Genomic DNA, 13,033 nt, shown 5'->3' with positions numbered 1-13,033 from the left:
GTTATGTGGGCGAAACCAGGGAGTCCGGGCCATGGACAGGCAAAGCTCGACACCGATCATCGTCGCCGGCACCGGGCCGGTCGGCCTGATTGCCGCGCTGGCACTGGCGCAGGTCGGCTTTGACGTGCAACTCGTCGGGCCGCCGGCGCGCGAGGACGACCGGCGCACGACCGCGCTGATGGCGCCTTCGCTGGATTTTCTTAGCGGGCTGGGCGTCGGCGAGCGTCTGCGCGCCGACGCCGCGCCGCTGAAGACGATGCGCATCGTCGACGCGACCGGGCGCCTGGTGCGCGGCCGGCCCGTCACTTTCCGCGCTTCCGAGATCGGCGAGGACGCGTTCGGCTACAATATCCCCAACGTCGTGCTCAACCGTGAGCTGGCGGCCGCGGTAACGGCGCACGACAGCATTAAGTGGATCACCGCGCTGGTCGGTGCGTGGCAGCCAGGCCCGGACGGCATCGCGGCGCAGCTCGATAATGGCGCGACCGTTGACGGCCGGCTGGCGGTCGCCGCCGACGGGCGCAATTCGGCCGCGCGCGAGGCTGCCGGCATCCGCGCCCTGCAGCATCGCTATCGGCAGGCGGCGCTGGTGCTGAATTTTTCCCACAGCCGCGAGCACGCTTTCACCTCGACCGAATTTCACACCGAAACCGGTCCGTTCACCCAGGTTCCCCTGCCCGGCCGTCGCTCGAGCCTGGTGTGGGTGGTGCGACCACAGGAAGCCGAACGGCTCTCGGCGCTGCCCGACGCCGAGATTGCCGCCCTGATCGAGGATAAGATGCAATCGATGCTCGGACGCGTCAGCGTCGAACCGGGACGCCAGATCTACCCTCTGTCGGCCGCCCTGCCCGCGCGCTTCGCCGACAACCGGATCGCGCTGGTGGGCGAAGCCGCGCACGTGTTCCCGCCCATCGGCGCCCAGGGGCTCAATCTGGGCATTCGCGACGTGCGCGACCTGGTCGCGGTGGCTGGCGCGCACGCCGGCGATCCCGGTTCCCGCCAGGCGCTGGCGCGCTATTCGGCACGGCGCCGGCCCGACATCGCCGCACGCACGGCCGCCGTCAACGCGCTCAACGCCTCATTGCTGTCGGCCTTCCTTCCCGCCCAGGTCGCACGCACGGCCGGCCTCGGCCTGCTGTCGGCGATCGCCCCGCTGCGCGCCTTCTTCATGCGCGAGGGCATGGAACCGGGCAGCGGCTTTTCGCGGCTCTTTCAGCCGCCCGGAAACAGGTCCGGCGGCAGCAGGCCGGACTTGACCAGGTAAAGAAGCGCGGTCACCGTGGCGACGGACAGGATCGTGGTGATCAAAACGCTGGCCGAGGCCCGCTCGACCCAGACACCGTATTGCTGGGCGATGACGAACACGTTGGTGGCCGTCGGCAGGCCGGCAAGCAGCACCGCCGTCCACACCCAGATCGGGTCGAAATCGCCGACGGCGCTCAAAACCACGTAACACACCAGCGGGTGCAGCACGAGTTTCAGGACGGCGATCGGGGCGAGCTCGCGCGGGACCCGTTTCAGCGGTCGCAACGCGAGCGTGACGCCCATGGCAAACAGCGCGCAAGGCGCGGCCGCGCGCGCCAGCATCTCCAGCAATCGCGCCACCGGCGCCGGCGGCGCGAAGGAGAGTGCCGCCGCCGCCACCCCGACAGCCGTCGCGATGATGAAGGGATGCAGCGCGATCCGGCGCACGACATCGAGCGCCACCGCGCCGGGCTTGCGGCGATCGTCGCCGGCGAGCGCCATCATCATCGGCGTGATCGCGAAATGCATGATGTTTTCGAAACAGAAGATCAACGCGACCGGAACCGCCGCCTGCTCGCCAAAGGCCAGCAGCGCGATGCCCGGCCCCATATAGCCGATATTGCCGTAGGCGGCGGCCAGGCCCTTGACCGTGCTTGCCGCGATCTCGCCGCGCGAGACGATCACCGACATCACGAACATCAGCGCGAACACGACGTAGGTTGAAAACACGGCCGCGAAAATGAAGCTCCATTCGGTGAGTTTTTCGATCGGCGTGCGGCTCAAAAGCTGGAAGAAAAGCGCCGGCAGCGCGACATAGATGATGAAGATGTTCATCCAGCCGAGCGCGTCGAGCGGCTGGCGAACGACCCGGGCGACGAAATAGCCGAGGAAGATCAGGCCGAAGAAGGGAAGAACGAGGCCGAATATGTCTGCCATCAGAGCGCGGTCCGGTTACAAGCCTTGGCGGCCGGAGCCGCTCATTCTTAAATCGATGCGGTTTGATGGAATGGTTTTTTCGGTCCGGCAAGGAGAAAACCGCCTGGACGATCAACGACAGTTGCGGCTCGTCGCCTTCCCGCCAGGCCGCGGCGCTATTGAACTGAGGTCGCTGCTGCGCCAAATAGGACCGTGGGCGGTAGCTATTATGACTGACATGAGAAAAGCGAAATTCCAGATCGGCCAGGTGGTCAGCCACCGGATTTTTCCGTTCCGGGGCGTGATCTTCGACGTCGATCCCGAATTCGACAACACCGAGGAATGGTACCAGGCGATTCCGGAGGATATCCGGCCGCCCAAGGACCAGCCCTTCTATCATCTCCTCGCCGAAAACGAGGAGACGGAATACATTGCCTATGTGTCGGAGCAGAACCTGGTTCCCGACACGTCCGGCGAGCCTGTACGCCATCCCCAGATCGGCGAGTTGTTCGACAAGACCCCGGACGGGCGCTACGAACCCAAGGCCGCGGCGATGCACTGAACCGGCGACCGGCTTGTCGAAAAAAACACGACAGGACATGAAAAAAGCGGGGCCGAGCCCCGCTTTTTCGTCATTGTCCGCGATCTCGGGGACCCGGTTTATTCGCTGGCCTTCGCCTTTTCCTGCTCTTCCTTGAGCTTCTTGGCGAAATCCTCGTTGTTCTTGGACACGAAGTCCTGCAGCTTCTTCTGTCGCTCCTCGATATCGGACTGCTGCAAAGGCGGTCCGTCGAAAGCGTCGGTGAAGCCCTGCAGCGAAACCTTGATTGGGTTCGGCTTGTTCTGGAAATTCACCGAGGTCAGGGTCAGTTCGCCGCCTTTCTTGAAGGAGGCGATGATCGAATCGGTCAGCGGCACCTCGGCCACGCAGCGATCCGGCAGGCAGACCGCGTAATTGACCTTCTGCGCCTTGCCGCCGTCGACCTGCAGGCCAACGCCCGGCGCCATCAGGCGCCCGGTCGGCACCGTCACCTGGAACACGTTGCGGTTCACCTTGCCCTTGATCTCGATCAGGCTGACGCCGGTGATGAGCTGGCCGGAATCGGCCAGAACGATGTTCTGCACATTGCAGATATCGACGTCTTCCTGCTTGGAGCAGGCCTTGAACCAGCCGCGCGGAATCTGCGGCTGCTGCGCCTGCTGGGCTAAGACCGGGATGGCGTTGGCAGCGAGGAAACCCGCCGCGGCGACCGCCAGCACTGCTGTGCGTTTCGCGCTGGTGCGGTTCATCTTCATTCCGTTGTGATCCTTTCGAGTGTTCCGGTTCCGGCTCGTCCTGCGCTACCTGTTCGCCAAATGCGGCGACAGGATGGCTTCGCGCGTCCGGGCGGCCATTGCGCGTTTCCGCGCCGTGTTACACCGCCACCGCCCGCGAATCCAGCCATCCGCGTCCATTTCGTGGTGATTTGCCGCGGTACGGACATGGAGGGCGAACATGCTAGGGTCGACACGAATCGATCCCTTGTCACCACGCCGGAACGCCATGAAACGTCTTCTATGTCTGTCGATCGGCATCGCCGCCAGCCTCGCGGCCGCCTGTCTGGCCGCCGCCGCCGAACCGCGCCACGCCATCGCCATGCATGGCGAACCGGCCCTGCCACCGGATTTTCAGCATTTTTCCTACGTCAACCCCGACGCGCCCAAGGGCGGCACGGTCGACTATGCGGTGCAAGGCTCGTTCGACAGCCTCAACCCGTTCATCATCCAGGGCTCGGCCGCGCGCGGCACGCTCGACCTGGAATTCGGCTACAACGTCTTCGAAAGCCTGATGCAGCGCTCCTATGACGAGCCGTTCACGCTTTATCCGCTGATCGCCGAATCGGTCGAGACCGACGCCGAGCGGACCTTCGTCGAATTCACGCTCGACGCACGGGCGCGATTTTCCGACGGCGAGCGGGTGACGGCCGACGACGTTATCTTCACCTTCAAACTGCTGCGCGACAAGGGTTTTCCGCGCTATAAGCGCACCGTCGACAAGATCGCGACAATGGAAAGGCGCGACGAGCGCACGGTGCGTTTCACATTTGGCGAAGGCGACCGCGAACTGCCGCTGATCATCGGCCTGATGCCGGTCCTGCCCGAGCACGCAACCGACGCGGACAGTTTCGACAAGTCGACGCTGAAACCGATGATCGGCTCCGGCCCCTACACGATCGGAACGGTCAGGCCGGGCGAATTGCTGGTGCTCGACCGCAACCCCGACTACTGGGCCAGGGACATTCCCTCCAAGCGCGGCTTCGACAATTACGACCAGATCCGCGTCAACTATTTCCGCGACGACAACGCGCTGTTCGAGGCCTTCAAGAAGGGCTTGATCGACGTCCATGTCGAAAACAACTCCAACCGCTGGACCGGCGACTACGATTTTCCCGCGGTGACGGGCGGCGACATCGTCAAGGACAGTTTCGACGGCGGCCTGCCCTCGGGCATGTACGGCTTCGTCATGAACACGCGCCGCGACGTCTTTGCCAATCCCAGGCTGCGCGAGGCGCTCGCCGGATTGTTCGATTTCGAATGGGCCAATCGAAATCTGTTCTCGGGCGCCTACAAACGCACCAAAAGCTATTTCGACGGCTCGGAACTGTCCTCCAGCGGCAATCCGGCGACCGATGCCGAAAAGGCGCTGCTCGCCCCCTTCCCCGACGCCGTTAGTCCCGAGATCCTGCAAGGCACGTGGGAGCCGCCGGTTTCGGATGGAAGCGGGCGCGATCGCGCTTTCCTGCGCCGCGGCTTCGATGCGCTCAAGGCCGCCGGTTATGAAATGCGCGGCGACAGCCTGGTTGGCGCCGACGGGACGCCGCTCGCCTTCGAAATCATGCTCAAGGCCAAGGGTGGCCAGGAACTGGCGCTTGCCTGGCAACGCACGCTCGCGCGGCTCGGCGTCAAGGCAAGCCTGCGCTCGGTCGACGCCGCGCAATACCAGCAGCGGCTTCTGACCCATGATTACGACGTGATCCTGCATCGTTATCCCTCCTCGCTGTCGCCCGGTGTCGAGCAGATCGGTCGCTGGGGCTCCGGCTCGCGTGACGCGCAGGGATCGTGGAATTTCGCCGGCGCCGCCGATCCGGCGATCGACGCCATGATCGACGCCCTGCTCAACGCGCGCGAGCGCGACGCCTTCATCGACGCCGTTCGCGCCTATGACCGGGTGCTTTTGAGCGGCTTTTATGTCGTGCCGCTTTATCACCGCGACGACAAATGGGTGGCGCGCTGGAACCATATCCGGCATCCCGATGCGGCGCCGCTCTACGGCTACCAGTTGCAAAGCTGGTGGAGCGCCCCAAAATAGGGGCAAACAGGAGATCGGCATGAGCGAACCCCAGACGGTCCAGGTCGACGTCGTCTCCGACGTCGTGTGCCCCTGGTGCTATATCGGCAAGAAGCGGCTCGAACGGGCGCTGGAGGAGGTCGGCGACGTCGCCGTCGACCTGCGCTGGCGTCCTTATCAGCTCGACCCGACCATTCCGGCCGAGGGTCACGACCGCAAGGCCTATATGCTGGCCAAGTTCGGCAGCGGCGAAAAGCTCGCCGAGGCGCACAAGGCGGTGAAGGCCGCCGGCGCGCAGGAAGGCATCGCCTTCGATCTCGGCGCGATCGCCGTTTCGCCCAACACGCTCGACGCGCACCGGCTGATACGATGGGCCCAGACGGTCGGTTCCGATGCCCAGACCCGGCTCGTCGGGTTGTTGTTCAAGGCCTATTTCGAGGACGGCAAGGATGTTGGCGACCGCGCGGTGCTGATCGAGGCGGCGACCGAGGCGGGTCTGGACGCCGCGCTCGCCGAAACCCTGCTTGCCACCGACGCCGACCGCGACGCGGTGCGCAACGAGATCGAGACCGCCCAGCGCATGGGCGTCCGCGGTGTGCCGTGTTTCCTGATTGAAAACAAATACGCCGTCATGGGCGCGCAGGACCCTGCCACGCTGGCCGACGCGATCCGCCAGGTGGCGGCGATGAAGGCGCGCGGCGAGCTGGAAGCCGCGTCATAAGGCACGCCGGCGGCCGGTCCGCCCGTCAGGCGGCCGCCTTGTCGGCCAGCCGCGACAATTGCGTCATCACCACGGCCGCGCCCGCCAGCCGCTTTTCGGCCGTCGGCCAGTCGCGCGACAAGACCACCGAGTGGTCGGAGCGGATCTTGGCCAGCGACCCCTGCTCGGCGATGAAGCGCACGAGCCCGGCCGGGTCGGCAAACACGTTGTCGCGGAACTGGACGACCACGCCTTTCGGCCCGGCATCGAGCTTGGCCACGTTGGCGCGCCGGCACAGCGCCTTGATATAGACGATCTTCAAGAGGTGCTGCACCTCGACCGGCAGCGGCCCGAACCGGTCGATCAACTCGGCCCCGAACGCGTCGATCTCCTCGGTCGTTTCCAGTTCGGCCAGCCGCCGATAGAGCGCCAGGCGAAGCTGCAGGTCGGGCACGTAGTCTTCCGGGATCATCACGGCGGTGCCGACCGTGATCTGCGGCGACCAGCCAGTATCGGCCGTCTCGCCAGAGCCGCGCAATTCGGCCACCGCCTCCTCCAGCATCTGCTGATAGAGCTCGAAGCCGACCTCCTTGATGTGGCCCGACTGTTCCTCGCCCAGAAGATTGCCGGCGCCGCGAATGTCGAGATCGTGGCTGGCGAGCTGAAAGCCGGCGCCGAGCGTATCAAGCGATTGCAGCACCTTCAGCCGCCGGTCGGCATTGGCCGTCAGCGTACGGTTTGCCGGCAGGGTGAACAGCGCGTAGGCGCGCACCTTGGAACGGCCGACCCGGCCGCGCAGCTGGTAGAGCTGGGCCAGCCCGAACATGTCGGCCCGGTGTACGATCAGCGTGTTGGCGGTCGGAATGTCGAGGCCCGATTCCACGATCGTGGTCGACAACAGCACGTCGTACTTGCCGTCGTAAAAGGCGTTCATGATGTCGTCGAGCTGGCCGGGCGGCAATTGCCCATGCGCGGTCGCGACCTTCAATTCCGGCACGGATTCACGCAGGAATTCAGAGATTTCGGCAAGATCGCTGATGCGCGGCACGACATAGAAACTCTGTCCGCCGCGATAACGTTCGCGCAGCAGCGTCTCGCGCACCACCAGGGGATCGAAGGGCGAGATGAAGGTGCGCACCGCCATCCGGTCGACCGGCGGCGTAGCGATCAGCGAGAGTTCGCGCACCCCCGTCAGCGCGAGCTGCAGCGTGCGCGGGATCGGGGTCGCCGACAGGGTCAACACATGCACGTCGGATTTAAGGTCCTTGAGCCGCTCCTTGTGCTTGACGCCGAAATGCTGCTCCTCGTCGATGATCAACAGGCCGAGATTTTTGAAATGTACCGAGGCCCCGAGCAGCGCATGGGTGCCGACGACGATGTCGACCGTGCCGTCGGCCAGCCCCTTCTTGGTCTCGGCGAGGTCTTTTGCGCCGACCAGGCGCGAGGCCTGGCGCAGCCGGATCGGAAGACCGCTGAAACGTTCCGAAAATGTCTTGAAATGCTGGCGCGCCAAAAGCGTGGTCGGCACCACCACGGCGACCTGGAGCCCTTCCATGGCGGCCAGGAAGGCCGCGCGTAGCGCGACTTCGGTCTTGCCGAAGCCGACATCGCCGCACACCAGTCGGTCCATCGGCCGCCCGGCGCCGAGATCGCCCATCACCGCGTCGATGGCGTTTTGCTGGTCCTCGGTCTCCTCATAGGGGAAACGGGCGGCGAACTCGCCGTAAAGGCCATCGGGCGGGCGGACCGCCGGCGCGCCGCGCATTTCGCGCTCGGCCGCGATCCGGATCAGTTGCCCGGCCATCTCCAAAAGCTTTTTCTTCAGCTTGGCCTTGCGCGCCTGCCAGTTGCCGCCGCCAAGCCGGTCGAGCGGCGTATCGGCCGCGTCCGAGCCGTAGCGCGACAGAAGGTCGATGTTTTCCACCGGCAGGAACAGCCGGCCGTCGCCCGCATAGTGGATTTCCAGGCAGTCGTGCGGGGCGCCCGCCGCCTCGATCGTCTTCAGACCGATGAAACGGCCGATACCGTGATCGGCGTGCACGACAATGTCACCCGACGAGATCGCCGACAATTCGGTGATGAAGTCGGCGTTGCGCTTGCGCTTCGAGCGGCGCACCAGCCGGTCGCCGAGAATGTCCTGTTCCGAAACCAGCGCGAAACCCTCGGCCTCGAACCCGGTCTCGATCGGCAGCACGGCCGCCCCCGCCTCGCCGCCAGACAGCTTTGCCGCCTCGGCAAGGTTTTGCACCCGGGTCAGGCCGCCGAGCCCGTGCTCGCCCAGGATCTGGCCGAGCCGGTCGAGCGAGCCTTCGGTCCAGCCGGCGACCAGCACGCGCCGGCCGGCGCTTCTGAGACCGGCGATATGGCGCACCGCGTGATCGAACACATTGGCCGAGGGGTCGGCGCGTTCGGCGGCGAAGGTGCGCCCGGCCTTGGAATGCGCGTTGACGATCCGGCGGCCGGCCGATTCGGGCGTGTCGAACGGGGTCAGGTCGCAGACCAATCGTTCGGCGCCGGCGGCCGCGATCTCCTCGGCCGTCAGATAGAGCAGGTCGGGCGGCGCAGGTTTGTAGGGGGTCGAATCGGCGAGCCTGCCGCCGTCGGCCTGGTTGCGCCGCGCCTCGTAATGATCGACGATCACGCTGCGGCGCTCCGTCAGCGCGTCATGGGCGAGCGCGTCGAACACCACCGGACCCTCGGGCAGATAGTCGAACACCGTCTCCAGCCTTTCGTGGAAAAAGGCCAGCCAATGTTCCATGCCGGCGAAACGCCGGCCTTCGCTGATCGCGGCGTAAAGCGCGTCGTCGCGCGACGGCGCGCCGAAAGCCTCGATATAGGCGCGGCGAAAGCGGCTGATCGCCTCGGGCGTCAGCGTGACCTCGCTCGCCGGCTGCAGCACCATCTCGGCGCGCTGGCTGGTGGTGCGCTGCGTGGCCGGATCGAAGGCGCGAATCGATTCCAGCGTGTCGCCGAAAAAATCGAGCCGGAGCGGCTCGGGCGCGCCCGGCGCGTAAAGATCGACAATGCCGCCGCGCACCGCGTATTCGGCGACGTCGCGCACCGTGCCGACGCGCTCGAAGCCGCTGGTCTGCAGCCGGTCGATCAGCGCCTGCATGTCGACCTGGTTGCCGGGCCTGGCCGCAAACAGCCGTGCCTCCAGCGTTTCGGCCGGCGGGATGCGCTGCAAGACGGCATTGACAGTGGCCAGGATCACCGCCCGGTGCGGCGCCTTTTTCAGCGCGATCATCGCCGCTAGCGCGTCGAGACGGCGTGCGGCCGCATCGGCGCCCGGCGACACCCGGTCATAAGGCAGGCAGTCCCAGGCCGGCAGTTCCAGCACCGGCAGGTCGGGCGCGGCAAAGGCGAGCGCGTCGCGGATCGCAGGCAGCCGCTGGCCGTCGCGGGCGACGAACAGCAATGGCCGACCGCCCCCCGCTTCGGCGACGATGCGCGAAAGCACGAAGGCCTCGAAACCGTCGGCGACCCCGGCGACAGTCACATGACCGGCACGTCCCGGTTTCAGGCCGAGTGTGGGAAGCAGCGTCATGGTGTCGTCTTATCCAAACGGCATGACCCGGCAAAATGCCTGGATCCTGCGAAACAAGTCGGTGTCGTGATGCTCGGCCACCGGCACTTCGCCCGTGAGCCATTTGAACAGCTCCGCGTCGGGCACCTCGAGCAGATCCTCGAACAGATCGAGCTCGGCCGCCGACAGCGCGTCCAGCCGCGCATCGGCGAACGTCCCCAGCAAAAGGTCCATCTCGCGCATGCCACGGTGCCAGGCGCGAAAACGCGCCTTGCGCCGGCGAACGTGGAGGGGGCCGGTACTTCTCTTCGATCCGCTCATAGCCTTCAATACCCTTCGCGGGCGCATATATCGTGGAACAATGCCGGTGTCAGCCTTGCGCACAGCCCGCACCCCCATATTGTTGCCGCATGCGCCCATCCCTGCTCGATCCCCTGTTTGCCTCCGCCACCACGCTCGACGGGGTCGGGGCCAAAATTGCCGGCCTGTTGGAAAAGATCGTGCCGGCCGACATTTCCGGGCGCGAGCCACGGGTCGGCGACCTGATTTTCGTATTGCCGCACACGCTGATCGACCGCCGCAACCGGCCAGGCATCGCATCCGCGCCCGAGGGGGCGATCGTCACGCTCGACCTGCGCGTCGACCGCCACCAGCCCGCCCCGCACGGCCGCAAAAACGTGCCCTACCGGGTGTTTGCCAGCGACGAGACCGGCGAGATCGCGCTGACCTTCTTCCACGCGCGCCAGAGCTGGCTCGAACAGGTGCTGCCGGTCGGCGAACAGGTCGTCGTCAGCGGACGCATGGAATGGTTCAACGGCCGCCCGTCAATGGTCCATCCCGATCATATCGTAGCCGCCTCCGAGGCCGCCAGCCTGCCGCTGGTCGAGCCGGTCTATCCGCTCACCGCCGGCCTGGCGCCACGCGTTCTGCGCCGCATCGTCGAGCAGGCGCTGGAAAAATGTCCCGACCTGCCGGAGTGGCTCGACGCCGAGCTGATGCGCCGGCAGGGTTTTCCCGCCTTCACCGCCGCGCTGAGGCGCCTGCATCACCCCGCCGATCCGCTCGATGTGGCGTTAGACAATCCGTCGCGGCGGCGGCTCGCCTATGACGAATTCCTCGCCAACCAGCTTTCGCTGGCGCTTGTGCGGGCAAAAATCCGCCGCCTGTCCGGACGCCCGCTCGCCGGCGACGGCCGGCTGGTCTCCGCCGTTCTGGCTGCCCTGCCCTATGCGCTCACCCGCTCACAGGACGAGGCGTTCGCCGAGATCGCCGCCGACCTTGCACGTCCCGAACGCATGCTCCGGCTGCTGCAGGGCGATGTCGGCGCCGGCAAGACGGTGGTGGCGCTGCTTGCCATGGCGCGCGCGGCCGAGACCGGCGGGCAGTCGGTGCTGATGGCGCCGACCGAAATCCTGGCGCGCCAGCATTTTGCCACCATCGCCCCGATCGCCGAAAAGGCCGGCCTGCGCGCCGCTATCCTGACCGGACGCGACAAGGGCCGCGAACGCCAAAAACTGCTTGCCGGCATCGAGGACGGCTCGGTCGATTTCGTGGTCGGCACCCACGCTCTGTTCCAGGAGGAGGTGGTTTACCGCGAGCTGGTGCTGGCGGTCATCGACGAGCAGCACCGCTTCGGCGTGCATCAGCGGCTGGCGCTGACCGCCAAGGGAGCGGCGCCCGACATGCTGGTGATGACGGCAACCCCGATCCCGCGCACGCTGGTGTTGACCGCCTTCGGCGACATGGACGTGTCGCGGCTGACCGAAAAACCAGCCGGACGCCGGCCGATCGCCACGGTCACGCTGCCGACGGAGCGCCTGCCGGACCTGCTCGGCCGGATCGAGAACGCGCTCGCCGAAGGCCAGAAAATCTACTGGATCTGCCCGCTGGTCGAGGAATCGGAGGAAGTTGACCTGATGTCGGCGGAAGAGCGCTTCGCCGCCCTGCAGCCGCGCTTCGGCGCCGTGCTCGGCCTGGTCCACGGCCGCATGAAAGGGGCCGAGAAGGACGAGGCGATGCGCGCCTTCAAGGCCGGCGAGACGCGCCTTCTGGTCGCCACCACCGTGATCGAGGTCGGCGTCGACGTGCCCGACGCCACCATCATGGTGATCGAGCATGCCGAGCGTTTCGGGCTGGCCCAGCTTCACCAGTTGCGCGGCCGGGTTGGACGCAGCGACAAACCGTCGACCTGCGTGCTGCTTTACAAGGGTCCGCTTGGCGAAACGGCCAGCCGGCGCCTGTCGGTGATGCGCGACAGCCAGGACGGGTTCCTGATCGCGGAGGAGGATTTGAAGCTGCGCGGCGAAGGCGAGCTTCTGGGCACGCGCCAGTCCGGCACGCCGGGTTTCCAGGTGGCCCGCGTTGAGGCGCATGCCGATCTTCTGGAAACCGCGCGCAACGACGCGCGGCTGGTCCTGGAACGCGACCCGGAGCTGACATCGGCGCGCGGCGAGGCGCTCAGGCTGCTGCTTTATTTGTTCGGTCGCGACGACGCGATCCGGCTGTTGCGGGCCGGATAAAAGCCGCTATTCGGCGGCTGAGCGCTTCGGCTGCCTGACGAGCGCGTCGTCGGCGAGCTTCTGGGTCATCTTTTGGTACTCGGGCGTGACCAGCCCGGCCGAGATCACCAGCTTCGCCGCCTCCTCGACCGACATCGACAGCTCGATCAGTTCGGTCTTGGGCACGTACATCAAAAAGCCGGTCGTCGGATTGGGAGTCGAGGGCAGGAAGACGGCGATCGTGCGCCCGGCATGCGGCTCGAGCAGATGGTTGACCTCCGATTCGCGTTCGCTGGAAATGAAGACGATCGCCCAAGCGCCGCGGCGCGGATATTCGATCAGGCCGACTTTCTTGAACACGTCCGATTTGTGCGACAGTACCGTCTCGAAGATCTGCTTCAGGCCGCGATAGATCGAGCGGACGAGCGGCATGCGCCCGAGCAGATACTCGCCGTAGGAAACGATGGTGCGGCCGATGAAATTGGCGGTCAGAAAGCCGATCAGCGTGATCAGGACCACCGCCACGATCAGCCCGAAGCCGGGCACGGCGAACGGCAGATAGCTGTCGGGATTATAGCGCAGGGGAATATAGGGTTTGACCCAGGAATCCACCCAGCCGATCAGCGACCACGACAGATAGGCCGTGATCGCCAACGGCGCGCACACGACGAGTCCGGTCAGGAAATAATTGCGCAGGCGGGTCATGCCGCGATGCTTGGCGGTGTCGGACATTGGCTCCAGGAACGCTCTTGGTCAAACGATGCACGATACATAGGGCAACACGACCAAATTATGAAATCACGGCCGCGCGGCAGCGCGAA

Annotated in this window: 10 protein-coding genes; 5 read left to right on the top strand and 5 right to left on the bottom strand. The window is 65.9% G+C overall.

Going from position 1 to position 13,033, the window contains the following annotated elements; translation table 11 throughout:
* The first annotated feature begins 31 nt into the window (after positions 1 to 31).
* Positions 32 to 1,264, top strand: coding sequence for a UbiH/UbiF family hydroxylase (locus GN330_RS11220; protein WP_156712730.1), 1,233 nt, complete (start codon positions 32 to 34; stop codon positions 1,262 to 1,264).
* Here GN330_RS11220 and GN330_RS11215 read toward each other — a convergent pair.
* Complete coding sequence (locus tag GN330_RS11215; protein ID WP_156712729.1) at positions 1,213 to 2,181, bottom strand: AEC family transporter; 969 nt, start codon at positions 2,179 to 2,181, stop codon at positions 1,213 to 1,215. The two genes, GN330_RS11220 and GN330_RS11215, sit on opposite strands and share 52 nt — an antisense overlap.
* A gap of 217 nt (positions 2,182 to 2,398) precedes the next feature.
* Here GN330_RS11215 and hspQ point away from each other — a divergent pair, with 217 nt between their 5' ends.
* A complete protein-coding gene (gene hspQ, locus GN330_RS11210) occupies positions 2,399 to 2,722 on the top strand; it encodes a heat shock protein HspQ (RefSeq protein WP_156712934.1) in 324 nt (107 codons plus the stop codon).
* A 98-nt stretch (positions 2,723 to 2,820) separates the two neighbouring features.
* Here the strand turns inward: hspQ and GN330_RS11205 are convergent, their stop codons facing one another.
* On the bottom strand, positions 2,821 to 3,456 hold the full coding sequence (locus tag GN330_RS11205; RefSeq protein ID WP_156712728.1) for an invasion associated locus B family protein: 636 nt from the start codon (positions 3,454 to 3,456) through the stop codon (positions 2,821 to 2,823).
* Positions 3,457 to 3,703: 247 nt separating this feature from the next.
* Between GN330_RS11205 and GN330_RS11200 the strand changes: the two genes are divergently transcribed.
* Both GN330_RS11200 and GN330_RS11195 read left to right on the top strand, forming a co-directional pair.
* A complete protein-coding gene (locus GN330_RS11200) occupies positions 3,704 to 5,509 on the top strand; it encodes an extracellular solute-binding protein (RefSeq protein WP_156712727.1) in 1,806 nt (601 codons plus the stop codon).
* A gap of 19 nt (positions 5,510 to 5,528) precedes the next feature.
* Positions 5,529 to 6,209, top strand: coding sequence for a DsbA family oxidoreductase (locus GN330_RS11195; protein WP_156712726.1), 681 nt, complete (start codon positions 5,529 to 5,531; stop codon positions 6,207 to 6,209).
* A gap of 25 nt (positions 6,210 to 6,234) precedes the next feature.
* Here the strand turns inward: GN330_RS11195 and mfd are convergent, their stop codons facing one another.
* Both mfd and GN330_RS11185 read right to left on the bottom strand, forming a co-directional pair.
* The gene (mfd, locus tag GN330_RS11190) at positions 6,235 to 9,735 is read right to left on the bottom strand and encodes a transcription-repair coupling factor (protein ID WP_156712725.1); all 3,501 of its coding nucleotides are present in this window, start codon (positions 9,733 to 9,735) and stop codon (positions 6,235 to 6,237) included.
* Positions 9,736 to 9,744: 9 nt separating this feature from the next.
* Complete coding sequence (locus GN330_RS11185) at positions 9,745 to 9,957, bottom strand: FAD assembly factor SdhE (RefSeq protein WP_425487161.1); 213 nt, start codon at positions 9,955 to 9,957, stop codon at positions 9,745 to 9,747.
* Positions 9,958 to 10,124: 167 nt separating this feature from the next.
* Here GN330_RS11185 and recG point away from each other — a divergent pair, with 167 nt between their 5' ends.
* On the top strand, positions 10,125 to 12,233 hold the full coding sequence (gene recG, locus GN330_RS11180) for an ATP-dependent DNA helicase RecG (protein WP_156712724.1): 2,109 nt from the start codon (positions 10,125 to 10,127) through the stop codon (positions 12,231 to 12,233).
* Positions 12,234 to 12,239: 6 nt separating this feature from the next.
* Here recG and GN330_RS11175 read toward each other — a convergent pair whose 3' ends face one another.
* Complete coding sequence (locus GN330_RS11175) at positions 12,240 to 12,944, bottom strand: DUF502 domain-containing protein (RefSeq protein ID WP_156712723.1); 705 nt, start codon at positions 12,942 to 12,944, stop codon at positions 12,240 to 12,242.
* Positions 12,945 to 13,033: the final 89 nt, after the last annotated feature.

The sequence above is a fragment of the Nitratireductor arenosus genome, assembly GCF_009742725.1.
GTDB lineage: Bacteria > Pseudomonadota > Alphaproteobacteria > Rhizobiales > Rhizobiaceae > Mangrovimarina > Mangrovimarina arenosa.
This window is presented reverse-complemented; position numbering and strand designations above follow the sequence as displayed.